Annotated in this window: 17 protein-coding genes; 13 read left to right on the top strand and 4 right to left on the bottom strand. The window is 52.3% G+C overall.

Annotation, left to right across the window (positions count from 1 at the left end):
* Positions 1-424: 424 nt before the first annotated feature.
* The 10 genes from M1D70_RS20550 (at position 425) to M1D70_RS20505 (ending at position 13,948) form a co-directional block, all read left to right on the top strand.
* On the top strand, positions 425-1,348 hold the full coding sequence (locus tag M1D70_RS20550) for an ABC transporter permease (protein WP_085981264.1): 924 nt from the start codon (positions 425-427) through the stop codon (positions 1,346-1,348).
* 16 nt (positions 1,349-1,364) lie between these two features.
* The gene (locus tag M1D70_RS20545) at positions 1,365-2,246 is read left to right on the top strand and encodes a carbohydrate ABC transporter permease (RefSeq protein WP_009590918.1); all 882 of its coding nucleotides are present in this window, start codon (positions 1,365-1,367) and stop codon (positions 2,244-2,246) included.
* Between the two features lie 52 nt (positions 2,247-2,298).
* Entirely contained in the window at positions 2,299-3,900 is a 1,602-nt protein-coding gene (locus M1D70_RS20540; RefSeq protein ID WP_456287790.1) for an ABC transporter substrate-binding protein, read from the top strand.
* A gap of 83 nt (positions 3,901-3,983) precedes the next feature.
* Positions 3,984-5,468, top strand: coding sequence for a glycoside hydrolase family 32 protein (locus tag M1D70_RS20535; RefSeq protein WP_456287789.1), 1,485 nt, complete (start codon positions 3,984-3,986; stop codon positions 5,466-5,468).
* Between the two features lie 21 nt (positions 5,469-5,489).
* Positions 5,490-6,374: an ROK family protein gene (locus M1D70_RS20530; RefSeq protein ID WP_456287788.1), complete on the top strand. Its 885-nt coding sequence runs from the start codon at positions 5,490-5,492 to the stop codon at positions 6,372-6,374.
* Between the two features lie 90 nt (positions 6,375-6,464).
* Positions 6,465-10,280 carry a GH32 C-terminal domain-containing protein gene (locus M1D70_RS20525; protein ID WP_456287787.1) on the top strand — a complete coding sequence of 1,272 codons (3,816 nt, stop codon included), beginning with the start codon at positions 6,465-6,467 and terminating at the stop codon, positions 10,278-10,280.
* Between the two features lie 248 nt (positions 10,281-10,528).
* Positions 10,529-11,146: a ribonuclease HII gene (locus M1D70_RS20520; protein WP_009590921.1), complete on the top strand. Its 618-nt coding sequence runs from the start codon at positions 10,529-10,531 to the stop codon at positions 11,144-11,146.
* Positions 11,147-11,226: 80 nt separating this feature from the next.
* Positions 11,227-13,257, top strand: coding sequence for a hypothetical protein (locus M1D70_RS20515; protein WP_456287786.1), 2,031 nt, complete (start codon positions 11,227-11,229; stop codon positions 13,255-13,257).
* The gene (locus M1D70_RS20510; RefSeq protein WP_456287785.1) at positions 13,254-13,568 is read left to right on the top strand and encodes an EscU/YscU/HrcU family type III secretion system export apparatus switch protein; all 315 of its coding nucleotides are present in this window, start codon (positions 13,254-13,256) and stop codon (positions 13,566-13,568) included. Before M1D70_RS20515 ends, M1D70_RS20510 begins: the two co-directional genes overlap by 4 nt.
* On the top strand, positions 13,565-13,948 hold the full coding sequence (locus M1D70_RS20505) for a YraN family protein (RefSeq protein WP_009594711.1): 384 nt from the start codon (positions 13,565-13,567) through the stop codon (positions 13,946-13,948). The genes M1D70_RS20510 and M1D70_RS20505 overlap by 4 nt, the downstream gene beginning before the upstream one ends.
* A gap of 91 nt (positions 13,949-14,039) precedes the next feature.
* Here the strand turns inward: M1D70_RS20505 and M1D70_RS20500 are convergent, their stop codons facing one another.
* The 3 genes from M1D70_RS20500 to M1D70_RS20490 are packed head-to-tail and all read right to left on the bottom strand — an operon-like array spanning position 14,040 to position 16,478.
* On the bottom strand, positions 14,040-14,396 hold the full coding sequence (locus M1D70_RS20500) for a VOC family protein (RefSeq protein ID WP_009594720.1): 357 nt from the start codon (positions 14,394-14,396) through the stop codon (positions 14,040-14,042).
* Between the two features lie 6 nt (positions 14,397-14,402).
* Entirely contained in the window at positions 14,403-14,846 is a 444-nt protein-coding gene (locus M1D70_RS20495) for an N-acetyltransferase (RefSeq protein ID WP_456287784.1), read from the bottom strand.
* A gap of 18 nt (positions 14,847-14,864) precedes the next feature.
* Entirely contained in the window at positions 14,865-16,478 is a 1,614-nt protein-coding gene (locus M1D70_RS20490; RefSeq protein WP_456287783.1) for a YifB family Mg chelatase-like AAA ATPase, read from the bottom strand.
* A 375-nt stretch (positions 16,479-16,853) separates the two neighbouring features.
* On the opposite strand from M1D70_RS20490, the gene M1D70_RS20485 reads away from it, so the two are divergent.
* The 3 genes from M1D70_RS20485 (at position 16,854) to M1D70_RS20475 (ending at position 20,333) form a co-directional block, all read left to right on the top strand.
* On the top strand, positions 16,854-18,389 hold the full coding sequence (locus tag M1D70_RS20485) for an ABC transporter substrate-binding protein (protein WP_456287782.1): 1,536 nt from the start codon (positions 16,854-16,856) through the stop codon (positions 18,387-18,389).
* Between the two features lie 174 nt (positions 18,390-18,563).
* Positions 18,564-19,457, top strand: coding sequence for an ABC transporter permease (locus M1D70_RS20480; protein ID WP_235201591.1), 894 nt, complete (start codon positions 18,564-18,566; stop codon positions 19,455-19,457).
* Between the two features lie 12 nt (positions 19,458-19,469).
* Positions 19,470-20,333, top strand: coding sequence for a carbohydrate ABC transporter permease (locus M1D70_RS20475; protein WP_009594779.1), 864 nt, complete (start codon positions 19,470-19,472; stop codon positions 20,331-20,333).
* Between the two features lie 21 nt (positions 20,334-20,354).
* On the opposite strand, the gene M1D70_RS20470 is transcribed toward M1D70_RS20475, so the two are convergent.
* Positions 20,355-22,595 carry a helix-turn-helix domain-containing protein gene (locus tag M1D70_RS20470; RefSeq protein ID WP_456287781.1) on the bottom strand — a complete coding sequence of 747 codons (2,241 nt, stop codon included), beginning with the start codon at positions 22,593-22,595 and terminating at the stop codon, positions 20,355-20,357.
* Positions 22,596-22,915 lie beyond the last annotated feature (320 nt).

The following is a 22,915-nucleotide window of genomic DNA, read 5'->3' as shown; positions in this document are numbered from 1 at the left end:
ATCAAATGTATAATAGATTAGCCCAAATAGCAACCTCAACTTTACAAATGCACAATCTATTTAACATTTAAACAGAAGAGGTTGAGTTATATTTCTGGTTTCCATTTATTTATATTGGCAGAAACATCATCTAACAAGGAAAAAATAATAAACACTTCCGACTTTATAAGGAAAACAGCTTGTGCTGCTCATTTTTATGACAGGAAGGGGAAATAAATGAACAAATAGTGTTGTCAATTGCACAAATTTATTTTTACAAATACTATTGACTGATGTTACATCATTTGATAAATTGTAAAAGCGATATTCAACATAAGTGAAAAATGAAAGCCTTTTCTGTAAGCAATATGTAAACTTCTCTAGAAAGAACGGGGGAACAGGTTTGAGACATTCAGTGGAACCAGCCAATCAGGGGGCAGGGGTAATCAGGGGACGGAGCTCCGCAGGGCGAACGCTCGCTTTCATCAAGAAAAATTATTTTCTATACATACTGCTGGCTCCGGCACTTATATTGACCCTTATTTTCAAGTACGTTCCGATGTATGGTGCCGTTATTGCATTTAAGGATTTCAGCCCCATTAAAGGAATCCTCGGGAGCGAGTGGGTCGGGCTCAAGCATTTTGAAAAATTCATCGCCTCGCCAAATTTTGACGTCATTTTTATGAATACGCTTAAATTGAGTTTTTTTGGTCTTATCTTTAGCTTTCCGGTGCCGATCCTGCTTGCGCTCATGTTAAACCAGGTTCGCAAAGCGGCAATCAAGAAAAATATTCAGCTGTTTCTGTACGCGCCCAATTTCATCTCGGTGGTCGTCATTGTCGGGATGCTGTTTATCTTCTTGTCCCCGACGGGGCCGATCAATCAATTGGTCATTTGGATGACGGGAAGTCCGCTGATGTTTATGTCGCAGCCGGAATACTTCAGGTGGATCTATATTCTATCGGATATATGGCAGGGTGCCGGATGGGCCTCCATCATCTATGTGGCTGCTCTTGCGAATGTGGACCCGGAACTGCATAACGCGGCCAGTCTGGACGGAGCTAATTTACTCCAGCGCATCCGACATATCGATCTGCCTACGATTAGGCCGATTATGGCAATCGTCTTCATACTGGCGGCAGGAGGCATTATGTCCATAGGCTTTGAGAAAGCTTATCTGATGCAAACCTCGATGAATCTTCCTACTTCGGAGATTATCGCTACCTATGTGTACAAGGTCGGATTGCAGTCAGGCGATTATGCATACTCGGCAGCCGTTGGTTTATTCAACTCCGTCATCAATGTCATTTTGCTCGTAACGGTGAACTTTATTGTCAGAAAACTCAATGAAGGCGAAGGCCTCTACTAGGAAAGGAGTCATACTCATGGCCGTCAAACATTCACGCTTCGACCGTTTCCTGTTGTCATTAAATGCGATCTTTTTAACGCTTGCCGTACTGGTCGTTGTCGTACCCTTGGTTTACATTGTGGTGGCCTCGTTCATGGATCCCACCGTTCTGCTGAATCAAGGACTGTCTTTTAAAATCTCCGATTGGAGCCTGGAAGGATATCAGATGATTCTGTCCAATCCCGCGATGCTCCGCGGATTTGGCAATGCCGTTTTGTATTCGACAGCCTTTGCGCTTCTCACGGTAACGGTTTCGGTCTGTGCGGGATACGCACTTTCGGAGAACCGGCTGGCCGGACGCCATTTTTTCATGACGTTGTTCATTATCACCATTTTTTTCGGAGGCGGACTGATCCCTACGTATTTGCTTGTAAGGGAGCTTGGCATGCTCAATACGGTATGGGCCGTGATCATCCCCGGCGCGGTGAATGTATGGAACATCATTTTGTCCCGAACCTTCTTCAAAGGGGTGCCTAATGAATTGAAGGAGGCAGCCAATGTGGATGGGGCTTCCGATATGAAAATCTTTGTCCGGATCGTACTGCCGCTATCCAAGCCCATCATCTTTGTGCTCGCGCTGTATGCCTTCGTGGGCCAGTGGAACGCATTCTTCGATGCCATGATCTATCTGGATGATCCCAAGCTGCACCCGCTGCAGCTCGTTCTGCGATCGATTCTCATACAAAACCAGGCTGCGCCGGGCATGATCAGCGACCAGCTTGCGATGGCGGAGCTGAAACGGCTCTCGGAAATGATTAAATATTCGGCGATCGTGATATCCAGCCTTCCGCTATTGATTATGTATCCGTTCTTCCAAAAGTACTTCGAGAAAGGTGTTATGGTAGGCTCTCTCAAATAGCGGGCCGCCTTCAACATAGTTATCCAAATACAGGATTCGGGAGGTCATTGATATGAATACGAAGAGATCCAAGAAACATAACCGTAAAAAAGCGGTAACCCTGACAGCTCTGGCGGCCGTGCTGCTCTTGTCCGGGTGCGGCAAGGGCGGGGAAGCCTCAAATGAGTCGCCGGACGGTAAAGTCACCCTGAACGTCCTGACGCAAAGTTCGCCGCTAGCGCCTGCTGACCCTAACGAGAAGCTGATCAACAAGCGCCTGGAGGAGAAAACGGGCATTCACATCCAGTGGAAGAATTATACCAGCGATGTATTTGCGGAAAAACGCAATCTGGCCGTAGCGAGCGGAGATTTGCCCGATGCCATCTTTGATGCGGGGTACGGAGATTATGATCTGCTGAAGCTGGCAAAGGACGGAGTCATCATTCCCGTTGAGGATTTAATCGAACAGCATATGCCCAATCTGAAAAAGGTGCTGGAGGAGGCGCCGGAATACGTCAACATGATTACGGCGCCGGATGGGCATATTTATTCCTTCCCATGGATCGAGGAGTTGGGCTCAGGGAAAGAGCGGATTCAATCGGTGGATAACTTCCCCTGGATTAACGTGGAGTGGCTCGACGCCTTGGGACTGGACATGCCAACTACGACGGAAGAGCTGAAAACCGTATTAAAAGCGTTCAAAACCCAAGATCCGAACGGCAACGGGCAGGCTGACGAAATACCGCTTTCCTTCATTAATAAACCGGGCGGGGAGGATCTGACATTCCTGTTTGCTTCATTCGGCTTGGGCGAGAACTGGGATCACACCGTTGTTACGGATGACGGCAAGGTGGTGTTCACCGCCGCAGAGGAAGGGTATAAGGAAGCCATAGCATTCATTAACGAATTATATGAAGAGGGATTAATCGACATCGAAGCATTCCAGCAGGATTGGAATACCTACCTGGCCAAGGGAAAAGACCATCGGTACGGCATGTATTTTACGTGGGATAAAGCCAACATCACGGGCATGAATGATACGTATGACCTGATGCCGCCGCTTGCAGGGCCAACCGGCGAGATCAATGTAACGAGGACGAACGGAATCGGCCTGGATCGGGGAAGATTGGTCATTACCAGCAGCAACAAGAAGCTGGAAGAAACGGCCAAATGGATTGATGCCATGTATGAACCGCTCCAATCGGTTCAGAACAACTGGGGAACTTACGGCGACGACACCCAGCAGAATATTTTTGAGCTGGATGAAGCCAAAGGGATGCTGAAGCACCTTCCGCTTGAAGGCACGGCTCCGGTAGAGCTTAGACAAAAAACAAGCATCGCGGGGCCGCTTGCGATCCTGGACGAGTATTATGGAAAATACACCACGATGCCGGATGATGCGGCGTGGAGGCTCAAACTCATGAAAGACGTCATGGTACCGCACATGAAAGCAGAGAATACATACCCGAAAGTGTTCTTCTCCATCGACGAGTTGGATCGCTTATCCACGATTGAAGCGGACTTGTTCCCTTACCTGGAAAGAATGCGCACCGAATGGTACCAGAATGGAAAAGCAGATCAGGAATGGGATGCTTATCTGAAGGAATTGGATCGACTCGGACTTCAGGAGTGGCTGACGATCAAACAAACGGGTTACGACAGAAACATGAAGTAACCGTGTGGAATGCAGCGGCCGTTCATGCATATCGTTGAAGTACGGCCGTAAACCCATGATAACGATAATGAAGGAGATCACAAATGACGAACACGGAACAGCAAAACTATCGAAATGCTTACCATTTTTCACCCCAAAAGAACTGGATGAATGATCCAAACGGCATGGTCTATTTTAATGGGGAATACCATTTGTTTTATCAGCATCACCCATTTGGCACCACATGGGGACCCATGCACTGGGGGCATGCGGTCAGCAAGGATCTGGTCTTCTGGGAAGAGCTCCCCATTGCGTTAGCGCCGGATGAGCATGGCACGATCTTCTCAGGCAGTGCGGTTGTGGACTGGAACAACACCAGCGGATTTTTCGATGAAGGGCCCGGGCTTGTGGCGATCTTCACGCACCACCATGATGTGCCGGGCGCACAGCAAATGATTCAGTACCAAAGCCTGGCGTACAGCAAGGACGAAGGAAGAACCTGGACGAAGTATGAAGGCAATCCGGTCCTTGGCCATGACAGCTATGTTGATTTTCGGGATCCCAAAGTGTTCTGGCATGAGCCGTCATCGCAGTGGGTGATGATTGTGGCATGCGGGCAGACGGTATGTCTCTATCGATCTTCAAACTTAAAGGAATGGGTATTTGCCAGCGAGTTTGGAGAGGGCATCGGATTTCACGATGGAGTCTGGGAATGTCCGGACCTGTTCCCCCTTGCAACGGAAGACGGTGGAGTGCGATGGGTCATGCTTGTCAGCATTGGCGATGATCCGGCCTACGTCGAGGGCTCCAGGACGCAATATTTCATTGGAGACTTTGACGGGACAACGTTTATGCCGGATGAACGCTCCAAAGGTGAAGTGCGGTGGCTGGATTACGGCAGAGATAACTATGCCGGGGTCAGCTGGTCGGACATTCCGGCAGCGGATGGCAGAAGGCTGTTCATCGGCTGGATGAGCAATTGGAAATACGCAAACCTCACGCCAACGGATGGTTGGAGGGGGGCCATGACCTTGGTGCGTGAACTCAAGCTGGAGACGCTGGAAGGCGAAGTTACGGTAACGCAGCAGCCGGTTCGCGAAATGGAAGCCCACCGCACCGAGTTGCTTTCCTTACATGATATCGCTGTGGATGAAGCTGCAGCCCGTTTAGCCGCTGTGCGGCTGGAGAGCTGCGAGATCCTTGTCCGCTTTGATGCAGCATTTTCGCTTGGTTTGAAAGTAAGGACAGGATTAGAGCAAGAGACCTTGGTCGGTTGGGATGCGGGGTCTGCCGAGGTTTACGTGGATCGCAGCCGTTCAGGGCAGGCGGATTTCCATAAGGATTTCCCGGGCAAACATACGGCCCTGCTTCAGACATCGGGCTCTATGCTGGAGATGCGGATTTTCGTGGATCGTTCGTCCGTGGAACTGTTCGCGGATCGCGGGCAGGCGGTGATCACGGATTTGATTTATCCTGATCCTCCTTCAACGGGAATAACCGTATTTGCCGATGATGAACGGAAGGTTATAGAGTCCCTGCATGTCTATGAGTTTTCTTCACCTGGTGGCCAGCTAAAGCAATATGAATGAGTAATAAGGAGATTCGGCGTTATGCGTATTGGAGCAATGGAAGCGGGCGGCACCAAATTTGTCTGCGGTATCGGAAATGAAGACGGAATCGTCGAGGAACGCATCAGCTTTCCGACAGGACAGCCGGAAGGCACATTATCCAGAGCCATTTCCTATTTCCAGGATCATGCGGTAGAAGCCATCGGCATCGGGTCGTTTGGACCCATCGATCTGAAGCTGGACAGCCCGACATACGGGTATGTAACGTCAACACCGAAACATGGATGGTCGCAGATCAATGTTCTCGGTAAGATGAAGTCGCATATGGATATTCCCTATGGCTGGGATACGGATGTCAATGCAGCTGCTTTGGGAGAGGCGACTTGGGGAGCAGCCAAGGGGCTGAACAGCTGCGCGTATTATACGGTAGGTACAGGTTTTGGGATCGGCCTTTATACCGAAGGTCGGCTGGTTCATGGATTGGTACATCCGGAAGGCGGGCATGTTCCCGTGAAACGCCATCCCGAAGATGCGTTTGGAGGAACCTGTCCTTACCATGGCGATTGCTTGGAAGGATTGGCAGCTGGTCCGGCGCTTGAAGCCCGATGGGGATTGAAAGGGGATCTGCTGCCCGCAGACCATCCGGCTTGGGAAATCGAAGCCTATTATTTAGCGCAGTCCATAACTGGACTGATTCTGACGAATTCCCCCGAGAAGATCATACTGGGCGGCGGCGTTATGCAGCAAGCCCAGCTGTATCCCCTCATTCGTGCAGAAGTGAGGCGTAATTTGAACGGATATGTGCTTGCCGACGAAATTGTACATGATATCGAGAATTATATAGTTCCCCCATTATTAGGCACCCAGTCTGGGTTATGCGGGGCATTGTCTCTGGGAATCCGGGCATGGCAAGATTCGCAATCCTAAACAGGCTCGTCATTAGGTGAACAGTCCGATTGTTCGGGCTGTTCCTCCCTAATATAACGCTTGGTAAAGAAACCGAAAAGAGGTGGATATATGAAATTATCGCAAGGCATACATACGGTGTTGCTGCGCACGATGTCTGCGATCACGATGACCTTGTTGCTGGCGACAAGCGTCATTCCGGGTTCGGCATGGGCGGCGTCAGCGATCCAAGAAGAGAATGCAGTTTTAAAGGAGAAAGGAGAAACCGACATTTTTGAAAGCGCATCCAATGTAAATACCAACCTCGAGGGGTGGCAGTTGAAAGGCAGCGGCAGAATGGAACAAACGGCAGAAGGTTTACGGCTTAGCTCCGATTCAAGTGAGAATGCAGCGGCAATCTCCGCAACCAGAGCGGATGATTTTGTCTATGAAGCCGATGTGATGATTACGAATATGCAAGCAGATGCTTCGCTGGTCTTTCGTTCAAGCGATGACGGCTGGTCGTCGTATATGCTGCAAATCGTGCCCAGCGCAGGTTTGGTTCGCCTCAAGGATGCCCGCGAAGGGAAGGGAAGATTGAAGGTGGAAAAAGCGGTCGCATTGAGCCAAGGGGAAATCGTTCACCTTAAGGTCAAGGTGGTAGGCGGCAATATCAAGGTATATTGGGGAAGCCAATATGAACCGATGATTGAAGTCGATGATACGGCTTATTCCACAGGATACCTGGGTCTTCATGTGTGGGACGGCTCCGCCCTCTTTCAGAATATCAAGGTGAGCGAGTGGAAAGGCAACCTGTTCGGTCCGGCAGCTACGAGCGGGGAATGGCAGCCTGACATCAAAGGGCTTAAGGGGTCGGCATCGGAGGGGCACGAAGCCCACAAGATCTATAAGAATGCGGCTGCGGATTATGTGCTGGAAGGCAATATCACCTTAGGGGGACAGGCTGAAGCGGGGTTCTATTGGAGAGGGAACGATCAAGGAACGGAGGGATACGAGGCCGTATTCAGGAGAGAGGATGATCAGGTGCGGGTAACGCTGGAAACTTCGGATGGAAAGGTGATCGGCGCATCGAGCCGTACCTACCCAAGCCTGCCCACAAGTGCGCATCATGTGGAGATCCACGTCTCCGAAGACAGCATTCAAATCGCTGTAGATGGTTACGAACCCGCTGCGATCCGCGTATCCGACAGTAGTTACGCGGGCGGATCGATCGGGATGAAGGTAAAGTCCGGAACGGCATACTTTCAGGACGTGTACGTAACCCCAATGGCGGATTATTATACGGAGGAATACCGCCCGCAGTATCATTATAGCCCAATCCGAGGCTCGGCAAGCGATCCGAACGGATTGGTCTATTTCGAAGGGGAGTATCATCTCTTCCATCAGGACGGAGGCCAGTGGGCGCATGCGGTAAGCCGGGATCTGGTGCATTGGAACAGGCTGCCGATCGCGCTGCCTTGGAACGATCTCGGACATGTCTGGTCGGGTTCCGCCGTTGCCGATACAACGAACGCTTCAGGTCTGTTCGGGGATTCCGGAGGCAAAGGACTCATTGCCTACTACACATCCTTCAATCCTGATCGGCCGGGCGGAAATCAGAAGATCGGACTTGCTTACAGCACCGATCACGGACGGACCTGGACGTATTCGAAGGAACGGCCGATCCTCATCGAGAACCCGGGCAAACAGGGCGAGGATCCGGGAGGATGGGATTTTCGCGATCCCAAAGTGGTTCGGGATGAAGCCAACAACCGCTGGATCATGGTGGTATCAGGGGGAGACCATATCCGCTTCTATATCTCCGACAATCTTGTCGATTGGACCTTAACGGACCGTTTCGGGTATGGGGAATATATCCGTGGAGGCGTGTGGGAATGCCCGGATCTGTTTCAGCTTGCCGTGGACGGCTCCGGTCAGCGCAAATGGGTGTTGATGATCAGCAGCGGCGCTAATCCGAACACCCAAGGCTCCGATGCGGAATATTTTATCGGCGATGTGACGCCAGACGGCAAATTTATGAATGATCATACGGCGGGGACCGTGCTGAAAACGGATTGGGGCAAGGAATTCTACGCCTCCATGTCCTTCTCCGACCTGCCGGACAATCGAAGAATCATGCTGGCATGGATGACGAACTGGGATTATCCCTTCAATTTTCCGACTTCGGGCTGGAAGGGTCAGCTGACCATCCCTAGGGAGTTGTCGCTCAGAACGACGAGTGAGGGAATACGTCTGCACCAGTCTCCAATCTCTGAGCTAGAAACCCTCCGGAATACGGTAATCCATGTGAATAACAGGCAAGTGACGGAGACCTCGCAGAATGTGTTAAAGGGTATTCAGGCAGGCACGTTTGAAATCGAGGCGGAAGTCAAGATTCCGACAGACAGCAGCGATCTGGAATTCGGCTTCCGGCTGCGGGAAGGCGGCGAACAACAGACGGTGGTCGGTTATAACAACTCCGCGCATCACATGTTCATTGACCGTTCGGCATCGGGAACCACGGATTTCTCCAGCTTGTTCTCGACCGAACACAAAGCATTGCTGCACCCCGTAGATGGAGTGGTCAAGCTGCGTATTTATGTCGATGAATCTTCCGTCGAGGTGTTCGGCAATGATGGAAAGGTTGTGTTCTCGGACGTCATTTTTCCGGATCAAGCCAGACGGGGGATGAGTTTTTACACCCAAGGCGGCCAAGTGAAGCTGAAATCCCTAAAGGTTCATGAACTGGATTCCGTGTGGAGGCCTCTTGATCCATCGGAGCCTGCTTCCCGCATCCTGTTGGATTCATACGAGTTGGACCTGTCCCAGGGACAGACCGAATCGTTGTACGCAGCCGTGGATCGTGTCCCGGGCAACGGGAAGAAACCTCTGGTATGGACATCCAGCGATCCCGATACGGTCCGGATAGTTTCATCCGATGAGACCCATGCCGTATTGAAAGCGGCGAATGCGGGAGAAGCCGTCATTACGGCCTCAACCCCAAACGGAAAAATATCGGCGAGCACCCGCGTGTTGGTCTCGAGCGGAACATTCAAAACGAATCTGACGGGATGGAAACCGGATCTTAAGGCCTCGAAGTGGGTCCTTACCGAGCATGGAATCCGGGGCAGCCATTCGAGTGATGCTAATTATATGGCGCAAGAGAAGGCAGGAGACTTCAGATTCGAGGGAGACATGCGGCTTGGGGAGGCAGGCGGTGCCGGATCCATGCTGTTTCGGGCAAGCGGGGACGGCCGCAGCGGATATTATCTGAATTTGGACCCTGGATTGAAGTCGATTCGGCTCTTCTATATGGTCGAAGGTCGATTCGAGGAACGTCAAGTCCTGGCCAGCGTCCCCGGCTTTATCCAAGGGGGAAGAACCTATCACCTGAGGATTGAAGCGAAAGGTCCGCATATTCAAGTCGGCGTGGACGGGAAGACGGTAATCGATGTGATGGACGGGACATTTGCCGAAGGGCATTTTGGGGTCAATGTGTTTGGCGGACAGGCTTCCTATCAAAATGTCTACGTCCGTCATTCGTCTGAAGCTCGACTGACGAAAACCAGCTTCACGAACGAAGCCGTGAACAAGGCGATCTATACCGAGAAATCCGTAAACGGCGAACCCGTTACCGTGAAGGAATCAACGGGTACGGGCAACCTGCTATGGGTATGGGTGCCGACAGGAGAGGAAGGCACGTATTCCATTCGCACGCCGGAAGGGAAGGCTTTGGATATGGATACCGGGCAGAACCGGATTCAGTTATACACGTATCTCGGTTATAACAATCAGCGGTGGAGAGTGGAACGTCAGGAAGATGATACGGTAACCATCCGATCGGTCCACGATGGACGGGCACTTGCTGTAAAGGCTGACGGTTCGGGGCTGGAATTGAATGAGCCGGATGCCGCTTCGGATCGTCAGCGATGGCGGCTTGGGCTTTGAAGCCAAGGATCGATAATCGAATAAAGGGAAGAGCTGCCGTTGCCGGCGGCTCTTTTTTTCGGGGATTATAACCGAGGGTTCGCCGATGGACGAACCCATTCCTGCCGGGATGCGGACGGGATAAAAGGGTGACGCTCCCTGGCGAGTATGATACTCTAGAAGAGTTACTAGATTGATAGAATAGATGCGATACACCGTGTGAACGAATAGGAAACAAACGGTAATTCGGAATCAAAGGGGTTAAACCTATGACAGATTTATTAATGTACGAGCGAGAGTATTGGAGCCGTTATATACATATTGCAGGCATCGACGAGGTCGGCCGCGGCTGTTTGTTCGGCGATGTGGTCGCTGCGGCGGTCATTATGCCGGAGGGGCTGGTCATTGAAGGAATTAACGATTCGAAGAAACTCAGTGCCAAGAAGCGGGAAACCCTTTACGACCTTATCATGGAGCAGGCGTTGGCGGTCGGCGTCGGTTTGGTGGATGCGGAAACGATTGACCGCATTAACATCAAACAAGCCGCAAGACTTGCGATGAAGAAGGCGATTGAGCAGTTGGCCGTTCCCCCGCAGTTTCTGCTTGTTGATGCCGAGAAGGTGGATTGCGATATTCCCCAGCGTGCCATCATTAAAGGGGACGCCAACAGCCAGTCCATTGGGGCAGCCTCCATCATAGCCAAGGTCACCCGCGATAGGCTGTGCGAGGGGGAATGGGAGGCGCGTTATCCGGAATACGGAATCGCCGTACATAAAGGCTATGCTACCAAGTTTCACCGGGAACAGCTGCAGCTGCACGGACCTACCGCCATGCATAGAAGAAGCTTTTTGAAAAATATGGAGATTGAGCAATTGTCCTTGTTCTAGATTTCGATGCAGCCCGCCCTCGTCAAAAGGCGGGCTGCTGCCGATATATAAGGTAAACAGAAGGTGTGGGAGGAACTATCGTGAACATCGGATCGTTGATTCGCGGACTCCTGGGCGAGCAGAAGCCGGGAGACGCCAAAGCGTTGGAACTTAAGCCGGGTCAGGTCGTTCGCGGTGTCGTTATGAACGTATCGGAGGGCGGGCAGGAAGCGGTGGTGCAGATCCAGGGCGTTCAAGTGAAAGCGAAGCTGGAAACGCCGCTCCGAGCCGGGGAAACGGCTCTGCTGCAGGTTCAGCCGCCGGGAGAGGGAGGGACAGCGGTGCTTAAGCCTCTCAGCCAAACGCCGGGACAGCCGTTGTCCCCGTCATCCATGGCGGAGGTGCTGGATTTTGCGGGTCTTCCGGATACGAAGGAAAACCGCGAAATGATCCGGGGCATGCAGAACGCGGGAGTTCCCCTGACGAAGGACAATATTGCCATGTTCCGAGAGGCTTTGGCCGTAAAGCCTCCTCAGATCCCGGCTGCGGAATGGGCGGAGTCGGCTGCGATCGCGTTTCACCGCGGACTGCCGATTAGCCCTGAAAGCGTAAAGGGACTGCATCAGGCCGTATTCGGACCCCAGCTGCATCAGCTGCTGCAGTCGCTGGAGCAGCAGCTGACGTCTGCTCTAAGCAACGGTAACGGAGGCGCAGCGGCTGCCGGGAAAAATGCAGCGTCCGCTGCGCCTTCGACGGCAGCTGGCGCAGAGGGTACCGCTGCCGCGCAGCAGCAAGCAGCAGCGGCGAACAACGCTGCTGGAGGTACCGCGCAGACCGGCTCAGGTCAGCAGGCGCTGCTGACCAAGCTGCAGGGCCTGCTGCAGCAGCTGCGCGGCGAGCTCGCGCAGCCATGGGCCAGCGGCGGCACGACAGCGCCTGCCGCCGGACAACCCGCCGCCGTGCCCACGGGGCCGGCGGCAGCTCTTGGCGAAGGGGCCGCAGGCCCTTCGCCAAAGCCGCCCACCCCCGGCGCGGAGCCGTGGGTGGGGCGGCTCTTGAAGCTGCTCGGTGCGGAGCACGAGCAGCAGGCCCTGCGCGGGGCCGGGACGGGCCCCGCGGGCGAAGCGGCGCGTGCGGGCAGCACCGCGCCGGCAGCGCCAGCCGGGCAGCCTGCGGCGACGCCCGGAAGCGGCACGGCTGCGGGCACGGCTCACGGCGCTGCCGCGCCCGGAGCGAATGCGGCCGTGCCTGCGTCGGCAGCTGCTCCAACGGCAGCTGGCGCGGCTGCACCGGCTCCGGGCGCAGCCCAGCCAACCGCTGCTGCGGCTGCCCAAGCTTCCCTGCCCGCCACTCCTGCCCCTGGCAGCGGTGGCGCAGCAGCGATTACGCCAGGAGCTTCCGCCACGCCAGGGAATGCGGCGAATGCGAACCAGCAGGCGCCGGCTGTTCCGAATGCTCAGGCCGGCGCCGCGAATCAGCCTGGCTTGACGCAGCCGGTAACGCCAACGGTGCAGCAGCAAATAACCCAAGGCGTACATCAGGCCGCCATGGCTTCAGGGCCATCAGGGGATTCGTCGCTTGCCCTGCAGGATACGCTGAAAGGGGTACTGCTTCAGGTGCTGTCCGGCCAGGATACGCCTCCGGCGCTGAAGGAAGCGGCTCAGCAGGTCGTTCAGCATTTAACGGGCCAGCAGCTTTTGCTGAATACCGATCGAACGGCGCCGTTCGCACAGGTCACGCTGTTCATACCTTTGCATGGCGCCGACGGGGAACAGACTGCGTCCGTACATATTCAATCCCGCAGAGGCCGCAAAGGCGAGCTGGATGCAACCAACTGCAGGCTGTTGTTCGACCTGGACATGAAGTTTCTGGGGCCGACCTTGATCGATGTGAAGGTTGTTGACCGGATCGTCAGCCTTAACTTTCGGAATGATCAGCCATTTGCCGCGGAGCTGTTCGAAGGGACCAAGCAGGAGTTGGCACAAGCCGTTTCGTCGATCGGCTACCAATTGCTCAGTGTCAAAACAGAACCGCTGCCCCTGGATTCGCTGCCGGTTGCAGAAGATTCCGTGCAGGGAACGGCAGCCGAATACACCCCTCAGGTTTATAAAGGGGTGGACATGCGGATATGAGCAAGCTAGAGAAAGAGGAAGGACCAATCCCTGCGATGAAAAAGGCGGTGGCGCTTAAATATACGCCCGGTGAAAGCGAAGCGCCGGTTGTGGTTGCCAAGGGACAAGGCAAACTGGCGGAGTCTATATTGGATAAAGCCAAAGAGCATGGCGTTCCCGTGCAGGAAGACGCAGCCTTGGTGGAGATTCTCTCCAAGCTGGATCTGGATCAGCAGATCCCGGAGGAGCTGTACCAGCTGGTTGCGGAAGTGCTGACGTATGTTTATCGTGCGGATCGCCAAGCGAAGGACGGAGGGATGATGCCGTCATGACCTCTCCATCCGGAAAAAAGGACAACCGCAAGCAAAAAGGAGCGGCTGCCGAAGAACTCGCGGCCGCCGCCCTGATTCAAAAAGGATATCGGATTCTGGACCGGAACTGGCGCTGCCGTTTTGGAGAATTGGACATCGTGGCGGAAACAGGGAAGACTCTTGTGGTGATCGAGGTAAGGAGTCGGAGCGGTACGACCCGCTTCGGCACGCCTTCCGAGTCCGTGAACGCCCGCAAAGTGATGCAGGTCCGAAACACGGCCCAGCAGTATGTTCACCAGAAGCGTTATTATGAACGGACGATACGGTTCGACGTCATTTCGGTTATGCTCCGGGAAGACATGACGGCAGATTCGATGGATCATATCGAGAATGCATTTTAAGTTGGATCTGATCCGAATCGAAAAGAATAACCATAAAAACAGGTGAGGGCTCCTTGATCCCTCACCTGTTTCTGCATGATGGCCGTTCTCTTTAATACGAGCAAACTTCCAGACAATTGTCGTCCAGGTCATAGAATGTAAAATAGGTTGCGCCGTATTCCAGGATGGTATCGACCCGTACGTTTTGTTTCCTCAGATGCCGATATGCGTCCTCCACATTCGGAACGAAAAAATTAAACATGGCATGCCGGCGTTCAAAGTATCTCTCTTCTTCTGTTGAGAAAAGGGTAAGGGAGGTCTGTCCGAACAGAATGCATTGATACTCCCCTTGCTCGCTCTCCCAGCCGATTCTGCCCCCAAGAACGCCTGTGTACCATTCTTTAGCGGCTTTTATATTCCTCGTGGGGACAAAGACGGTGTCAATATGCTGAAATATGGAAACGCTCATGCTATCCTACCTCTCGTCCTTATTCTTGCGCCAGATCATAATATGCTCTTGTTGCCCTGTATCGGGATCCACGGTTTCTTCAAGGCGTTCAAAACCGTTCTTCGCGTAGAAGCGGAGTGCCCTTTGGTTATCCGCATATACCCGAAGCTTCAACGTATCTCGAAGGTCCATGGCATAGCGAAGAAGGGCTTTTCCGCATCCTTGATTTTGGCGGTTTGGATCGATGAACAATGCCGCTAAATCCTCGCCTACAAGGGAAACAAAGCCCCGGACTTGACCTGTTTCCTCCAATAGATAAGTTTCGGCCATCGGGAGGTATACCTCCCGCATGTCCCCCTGCTTGGATTCCCAATACTCGGCCGGAATAAAATGATGGGCCTCTTTGGAAGCGGCTAGCCATATTTCGATAAGGTCATTTAGATCTTCATTGGTCATCTGTCTGATCATCATAGGGGTATCGACTCCATTTCATAAACGGTGGGTTTCTTCGGTTGCTATATATTGACGATCCAGTTGTCGGTATTGGATCGCTTCGGCGACATGCCGGCTTTGGATGCCGTCGGATGCCTCGAGATCGGCGATGGTTCGGGCCAGCTTTAGGATTCGGTCATATGCGCGCATGCTCAGGCCCAGCGTATCGATGGTTGCTTGCAGGAGCTCTGCCGACTCCTTGTCCAGCCTCGCATGTTTTCTCAGAAAGCTGCCGAACAGTTCACTGTTCCAGCTGAATGGGAGCCCGTCATAGCGTTTCAATTGAATCGCTTGTGCCGCATAGACCTGATCCCGCATGTGCTCGGAGGATAGGGGCGGCGTGCTTCCCGGCCATTCCTTGGGCCGAGGCACGTCCACTTGAAGGTCGATTCGGTCCATCAAGGGGCCCGAGATTTTCGCCCGGTATTGGGCGATCCGGGAAACGCTGCAGGTGCATCGCTGATGAGGATGGTCGCTGCCGTAGTAACCGCACGGACAGGGATTCATCGAACAAGCCAGCATGAAATGCGCCGGGAAGGTAAAAACCGCCCGCGCTCTGCTTATGGTCACTTCACGATCCTCCAGAGGCTGACGCAGCACCTCCAGCACATGCCTTGAGAACTCGGGAAGCTCATCCAGGAACAGAATTCCTTTATGGGCCAGACTGACCTCTCCCGGCTTCGGAATGGTTCCTCCTCCGATGAGGCCGCCGGCTGAGATGGTGTGATGGGGAGAGCGGAAGGGACGTCTCTTCATCAGTCCAACGGAGGGCTTTAGCTTCCCGGCAGCGCTGAATATTTTCGTTGTCGTCAACGCTTCTTGGTCGGCCAGCGGCGGAAGTATGGTCGGGAGGCGCTTCATCAGCATCGTTTTACCGGTACCAGGGGGCCCGATGAGAAGGATATTGTGCATGCCGGCCGCGGCGATGGTCAGGGCGCGTTTGATATGCTGCTGCCCGATCACGTCCCTATAGTCTTCAAGCTGCCTGCCCTGATGGCTGCCTTCTTGCGATCTGCTTGCATTCATCGATCGGTCATACCTGAGCTGTGAGAGCGAAACGGTAACAGTACCATCTCCTGCAGCATCACTACGGCGAGTGGTTTCTGCTGGTGGATTCGGGACGAGCTCATTCAAATGACCGAGCCCATAGACCTCGATTCCTCCGATTAAAGCTGCTTCCGCCGCATTTTCCCGCGGAAGAAGAACGCCGGCATACCCTTCTTTTTGAGCTTGCTCCACCATCGGAAGAACTCCCGTCACGGGCCTGAGCGTGCCATCGAGTGCAAGCTCGCCGATGATCAATATTCGATCGGCATTCGAGAAGGCCCACTGCTCGCTTGTCAGCAAAATGCCGACGGCGATCGCCAGATCGAAGGAGGAACCTTCCTTGCGCAGGTCAGCAGGGGCAAGATTGACGGTCACCCGTTTCAGTGGATAAGTAAAACCGCAGTTTTTAATCGCTGCCCGTACTCGCTCGACGGATTCGCGGATGGAGGAATCGGGCAGCCCGATGATGGCGGTTTGCGGCAGCCCGTTAGCGAGGTCCACCTCCACTTGAATGATGACGCCGTCAATGCCGTGCAAGCAGGCGCTATGAAGTTTTCCATACATTAAGAAAAGCACCTCTTTTCAGATATCAGTGGATTGTAACAAGAACGAACATCCAAGATTCGAAAAGGGTGCTTCCTCATTTTCGCTGGGTGATTCTAGTCCGTATTGTAAAAGTTTCCCTCCTGTCTGTCAATTCGAGAGTATGTACAAAAAGCCCCGGCGTACAGGCAGGAACCCGGACAGGATGCGGGGTTTCGGCGATGAATGTACCGTGTTTCAGATGATTGCCACTTTTTCAGATTCTGAGGTCTGGCCAATAACGGGAAGGATTGTGAATGGTCAATGAGCAGCTCCGGCAGGTACAATCAAAACCGTAAACGTCAAGACGGGTTGAGCGTCGAGCGTTACATTATCATACATAAGGGAGAGGGTTGCGTGAAAATTTGGAACCGAAAGCTGGGGCTGGCGGCATTGGCTGCCGTTATGACCGGCGCATTGCTGAGCGGCTGCTCGAAAGATAACGCGGCAAACGAGGGGAATCATGAAAGCGCTGATACTGGGAAGGAAATCACGTTAGAGATGATGACCTTTTCCCATACGAATTGGCCGTACAAGGAGAATTGGCCGATTTATAAGTATTTAAAAGAGGAAACCGGCATCTCCTTCAAGGTACAACCCGTCATGAGCGATTATACGACCACGATGAACCTGGCGATATCTTCGGGCGAGATCCCGGATCTCATGATGGTCAACAGCCTGAATGCCGCCAACACGCACGGAGCCAGCGGAGCGTTCGTCGACTATTTCGAGCATCTGGATCAGATGCCGAATTACAAGAAGTTTCTTGATGATCATCCGGAGGTAAAGGCTGCTATTCTGTCTCCCGAGGGAAAAAATTATTTTATGCCGTTGTACGGACTTGAGCAGCAATCCAGGCGTTCCTGGCTTTACCGGGACGATATATTCAAGAAACACAATCTGACGCCGCCCACTACTTACGACGAGCTGTATACCGTTGCGAAAAAGTTGAAGGAACTGTATCCGGACAGCTTCCCGATTGCCGTGTTCAACGGATTGAGCCCGCTGGTTAATATGGCACCTGCGTTTAATACCAACAGCAGCTATTATTACGATTTCGAGAAGAACGAATGGCGCTACGGACCGACAGAAGACAACTACAAGAAAATGGTCGAATACATGAATAAATTTTACGCGGAGGGCTTGGTTGCGCCTGACTTCATGGCACATAAACGCAAGCAATTTAACGATCTGCTGCTTCAGAACAAATCGTTTATCGCCAGCGACTACATTGGCATCATGGATGAACTCCCGTTGATGCTGGGGGATGCAACGTCTGAGTTCAGCCTTGATTACATGGTTCCGCCTATCGGCACGCCGGATGGCAAGTCCCATAACGTATTTGCCGGATTGCAGAGTGACGGCTTTGCCGTAGCGTCAAATTCCAAAGAGCGGGATCGACTGCTGCAGTACCTTGATTTCCTGTTCTCCCCCGAAGGAATTGAGCTGGCAACCTGGGGCAGGGAAGGCGAGACGTTCACGACGGAGAACGGGGTTCGCACGTTCAACGATGATTACAAAGAGTTTGGCGACTTAAGGACCAAAACGGGAATCGCGACGGTCGGGGCTCACTTGGTATTGGACATGACCGCATACGAGTCCATGTATTCACCAAAAATGCGGGAAGCGATGAAAATCGCACCAGACCATGAAACGAAGCCGCAGCCAAGGCTTGCGTATACGAATGAAGAGAATGAAGTGCTGAGCATGGTCGGCGAAACCGTGAAGAAGTTCCATGAGGAGCAGATTGCGAAATTCATTTTGGGACAGAAACCGATGGATGAATGGGACACTTACGTGCAAGAAGTGAACAAACTTGGCGTGCAGCAGGTGCTGGATGTTCATCAAAGCGCTTATGAACGGACGCAGAAATTCCTGAACGAAGCCAAGTAATTTAACCTGAACGCCATGCACCCAGATGAACTGTGGCGGCTCTCTTTTTCGGACAGGCTCTTCGGATGCTCGTTAAGCCTGGTTCCGGTCCGCAGGGGGAGCCGCTTATGAATACCGCATGGATTTCGCTGCTAAAGGAGGATACGTTTTTTGCAAGCACGGCATTCGAGTTTCTTGACCAAAGTGAAGCGGGATAAATACCTGCTGCTGCTGCTTCTTCCCTGTGCTCTGTATTACATCATTTTTAAATATGTTCCCATATTCGGCGTTTCGATCGCCTTCATGGACTACAACTTGTTTAAGGGAATCGCGGAGAGCGACTGGGTGGGGTTCAAATATTTCAGCATGTTTTTTAATACGCCCGACTTCTGGCCTGTTCTCCGGAATACTTTTCTGCTGGGGTTGTATAAGCTGATTTTCGGCTTTCCTGCACCCATCATCCTTGCGTTACTCATTAATGAAGTGAGCAAATCTTTCTTGAAGCGGTTTGTCCAGACGGTCAGTTATCTTCCGCATTTCATATCCAATGTGGTTGTCGCGGGGATCGCGGTCATGTTTCTGTCGCCTACAGGCGGGGTGGTCAACCAGCTGCTGAATGCCATTGGGCTTGAACGGATCAACTTTCTGGTGGAAGCCTCCTGGTTCAGGTCGATTTATGTAACGACGGACGTATGGCAGCATATTGGGTGGGGGACCATTATCTATTTGGCTGCATTGACGGCCATCGATCCGCAGCTCTATGAAGCGGCGCGCATGGACGGAGCGAACCGGTGGAGACAGACGCTGAACATTACGCTGCCCGGCATCGCCCCGGCGATTGTGATCATCTTGATACTCGATATCGGAAAAATATTGGAGATCGGCTTTGAGAAGGTATACCTGCTTGCAACTCCCGCTACGTACGAGACGGCCGATATCATATCTACTTACGTATACAGAGTAGGCTTAACGCAAGGCAACTACAGCTATGCAACGGCGATCGATCTGTTTACCGGCATCATCAGCTTTATTTTCATTATCGCGGCAAATGCGTTCAGCCGGCGAGTCAGCGGAAGCAGCATCTGGTAGAGGAGGAACGTGATGAAACCCAAATGGAATTGGTTTGACGCCCTGAATGCCTTGATATTGACAGGGGTCGTAGGGGCGTGTTTATACCCGTTTGTCTACATGCTGGCCGTGTCCCTCAGCGATTCCGCCTCCATTGCCTCGGGGGAGGTCTGGCTGTGGCCGAAGGGCTTCAACCTGGATATGTATCAGTATGTGTTCGAGGACGGGCGCGTGCTGAAAGGATATAAGAATACGCTGATTTATGTCGTTCTTGGTACGGCAATTTCCTTGATGGTGACGGCGCTCGGAGCCTATTCGCTCTCCAAGGCCAAGCTGGTCATGGGTAAACCGATATTGATGCTGATCGTGTTTACGATGTTTTTCAACGGAGGCATGATTCCGACGTTTCTGGTCGTGAAGGAGCTGGGCTTTGTCAACACCATATGGGGCATGGTGCTGCCCGGAGCCGTAGCCACCTGGAATCTGCTGATCATGCGGACTTTCTTCATGGGGATGCCCCAAGAGCTTGAGGAATCCGGCAAAATCGACGGTCTGTCCGAGATCGGAATTTTCTTTCGGATTGTGCTTCCGCTCTCCAAGCCGGTGCTCGCCACCATCGGATTGTATTATGCGGTAGGGATGTGGAATAACTTCATGGGTCCGCTCCTGTACTTGCGGGATGCCGATATGCAGCCGCTGCAGGTGATATTAAGAAACATCGTGCTGTCGGGCCAATTGACGGGAACGGATGGGCCTGTTGTAGGCGATATCGTGGTGGTGGAGGATGGTCTGAAGTTCGCTACCATCATGGTGTCCACCCTGCCGATCCTGCTGGTTTACCCGTTTATCCAGAAATATTTCGTAAAAGGAGCTCTGATCGGCTCCGTCAAAGGTTAAGCGGCCGGCCGCTCACCTGCCTTACCGGATCCAATTGGTCTTCCGGTAATCGCCTGGTGTTTGGCCGGTTATTTTTTTGAACATGCGGATAAAGGAAGTGACGTTGCGGTAGCCGATCCGGTTGCCTACTTCCTGAATCGGCATGTTCGTCGTCTCCAGAAGCTCTTTTGCTTTTGTTATCCGGATGGCATTCAATTGGTCGCTGAAGTTACTCCCCGTCTTCTCTTTAATATACCCGGACAGATAGGTGGGTGACATGTTGAGTTTATAAGCAAGCTGCTCGAGCGATATTTCTTCGTTGTAATGGGACTCCAGGTACTGAATGACATATTGGATGATATCGTAATGCTCCTCCCGTTTCCGGCGGATCGCTTGGGTTGCATGGGAGAGCTCGTCGAGAAGGACTTCCCGGTATTGGTCGGGAGTTACGCTGTATGCAAGCATATCGGCATCATTCGGAAGCACGTCGGTATTGATCTTCAGCAGTTCTACGGTTCTTCTCATGCGGACCGAGACCGAATTGGCAAAATGGCTCAGCTGATCCGCCGTAGCCTCCTGCCGCTGCAACCGTTCCAATGCCCGATCGATCAGCATTTGGCAGCTGCTCTCGTTGCCCGCCTGCAAATTCACGTAAAACTCGTGTTCCTGCTCGGCTGTGAAGCCCGTAACATCGCCGCGGAGTTCCTTCTCCCAAATAATCTGGGTTTCTTCAAGCGGCCTGGCTTGAAGCAGGAACGACATGGCTTCCGCATAGGCTTGATCGAACTCCGAGGTTTGCTGGAAGACGGATGAAACCGCGATATTCACGAGATAGGTGCTTTGATCGTGATCAAAAATCCGTTTGAGCTGGGTGAGGCTCTGCTGCAGCGTGTCTGATTTTTCCTGCGTGTACACGATGGATAAGATTTGTTTGCCCTCCATCTGAAGGGTGTGCGATAAGGGAAAAGCCTCTTGGATCTGCAGCGTGATGATGTCCTTGATTTTGCCGGTTGCCCGTGTCATCAAGGCATCAAGCTTTTGAGTCGGGTTATGACGGTACCTCAATTGATAGACAATGACCATGAATGCTCCTTCGCCGACCCAAAGTTCTTTGGAAGCGGCGGTATCGATGGCAATGTTCTTGAACTGTGCCAAATAATGATAGCTGGTTAAGAGCGGTTTGGTTTGGTCCATCCATTCCTTGATCATCTTGCGCTCGTGCTGCAATCCCTTCAGGTGGTTGGAAATGGCGCTGAATTCGGCGATGCTTCCTTGATAAAGCTCCATCTCCGTTTGGCCCAGCCCCGTCACCATTCTCTTCAGCGGTTGGTTGATATTGCGAGAGAAGATCCACGATGCCAACGTGCCTATTAGCAGCGTAGCGGCAAATAACAGCACGGCAATCCAGTTCATGCGGCTGATGCTTTGATTAAGTTCGCTGTGCGGAATGATGGAGATATAGGTAAGACCGGAGCGTGCCCCTTTTTCGAAAAAATAGTACGATCCCTTCTCCATGATCCAATCCGACTGGCCATCCCATACCGGCAGCGGCTGGGAAGCCGCGTCCGGCGAGGATTCATACAGTTTCGTTCCCTTCGGGTCCAACAGCACGAAGCGGGAACCGGCCATTCCTTTATAGGATTCATACCAGCTTTTCATATTTACGAAAGCTATGATTTGCCAGGGGCTTCCTTGCACATCCGCGACTAACGGCAGCAGCTGCACCTCGCTCTTCTCGGTCCCGATGGAGAAGGCGCTGCTGGGAAGCATTTGCATAAACCCATTCGCGCGCTCTGTCTTTTTCCAGAACTCGTACGGGTAGGAACTGCTTATGTAATAGTGCTTGAACATGCGGTCATCGTTAACGATGCCGTCCCGTTCAAGCAGAAAGGCATGATTCCGGTAGTAGATCATGACATTATTCAAGTGATAGTATGGCTGGCTTACCAGGGTCCGAATCTGATCCGTCACCATTTCAACCTGCAGATAATCGATTCCTTTCTTTCCGCCGGCATCGGCCTGCCTGCTGATATTGCCGACGAATTCGTTATGCTGAAGGTTGAGGAGGAGGCTTTTCCAGGTGGAATATTGCTTCTCGAAATTATCGACGGTGTTTCGAATCAGGGTCAGATTATATTTGACGATCTCATTGTTCACATTGCGGGAATAGAAGGTCATCGACCATAGGTTGTAGGAGGAGAGCAGGATAATTACGACGAGAAAATAGACCAACATTTTGACGAACAAGGAATGAAGCGGAAAAAACGATGTCAACCATTTCATGCTGAATCTCCTTATGAAAATGCCTACTTGTCTTTCTCTTTTCCAAATCATTCTACCGGATCGCACAGAAAGGATAAAGAGTTTTATATTGCGTCACAGTTCGATCTCCCTGAAAAGGGATTTAATGGTATAATAGTAATAGATGAACTAATTCTATGGGGATGGAGAGGGAATCGAAATGACAATATTGTGGGAAAATATCTTAATTATGCTTGCAGCAGGATTGCTTGGCATTGCAATTGTGGTGTTAGGCATTATAGGTTTGATATTTTACGCGCGAAAAAACAGATGATGATACATATATTTCCAATTTATATCTG

It is taken from the genome of Paenibacillus sp. AK002 (genome assembly GCF_053903045.1).
The sequence above is the reverse complement of the archived record's forward strand: the minus strand, read 5'-3'. Positions and strand labels throughout refer to the sequence as shown.

Bases quoted from the DNA above. Each gene is read 5' to 3' on its own strand.
- M1D70_RS20545 (WP_009590918.1), top strand. From the start codon at position 1,365: ATGGCCGTCAAACATTCACGCTTCGACCGTTTCCTGTTGTCATTAAAT.
- M1D70_RS20540 (WP_456287790.1), top strand. From the start codon at position 2,299: ATGAATACGAAGAGATCCAAGAAACATAACCGTAAAAAAGCGGTAACC.
- M1D70_RS20535 (WP_456287789.1), top strand. From the start codon at position 3,984: ATGACGAACACGGAACAGCAAAACTATCGAAATGCTTACCATTTTTCA.
- M1D70_RS20530 (WP_456287788.1), top strand. From the start codon at position 5,490: ATGCGTATTGGAGCAATGGAAGCGGGCGGCACCAAATTTGTCTGCGGT.
- M1D70_RS20525 (WP_456287787.1), top strand. From the start codon at position 6,465: ATGAAATTATCGCAAGGCATACATACGGTGTTGCTGCGCACGATGTCT.
- M1D70_RS20520 (WP_009590921.1), top strand. From the start codon at position 10,529: ATGACAGATTTATTAATGTACGAGCGAGAGTATTGGAGCCGTTATATA.
- M1D70_RS20510 (WP_456287785.1), top strand. From the start codon at position 13,254: ATGAGCAAGCTAGAGAAAGAGGAAGGACCAATCCCTGCGATGAAAAAG.
- M1D70_RS20505 (WP_009594711.1), top strand. From the start codon at position 13,565: ATGACCTCTCCATCCGGAAAAAAGGACAACCGCAAGCAAAAAGGAGCG.
- M1D70_RS20500 (WP_009594720.1), bottom strand. From the start codon at position 14,396: ATGAGCGTTTCCATATTTCAGCATATTGACACCGTCTTTGTCCCCACG.
- M1D70_RS20495 (WP_456287784.1), bottom strand. From the start codon at position 14,846: ATGATGATCAGACAGATGACCAATGAAGATCTAAATGACCTTATCGAA.
- M1D70_RS20490 (WP_456287783.1), bottom strand. From the start codon at position 16,478: ATGTATGGAAAACTTCATAGCGCCTGCTTGCACGGCATTGACGGCGTC.
- M1D70_RS20475 (WP_009594779.1), top strand. From the start codon at position 19,470: ATGAAACCCAAATGGAATTGGTTTGACGCCCTGAATGCCTTGATATTG.
- M1D70_RS20470 (WP_456287781.1), bottom strand. From the start codon at position 22,595: ATGAAATGGTTGACATCGTTTTTTCCGCTTCATTCCTTGTTCGTCAAA.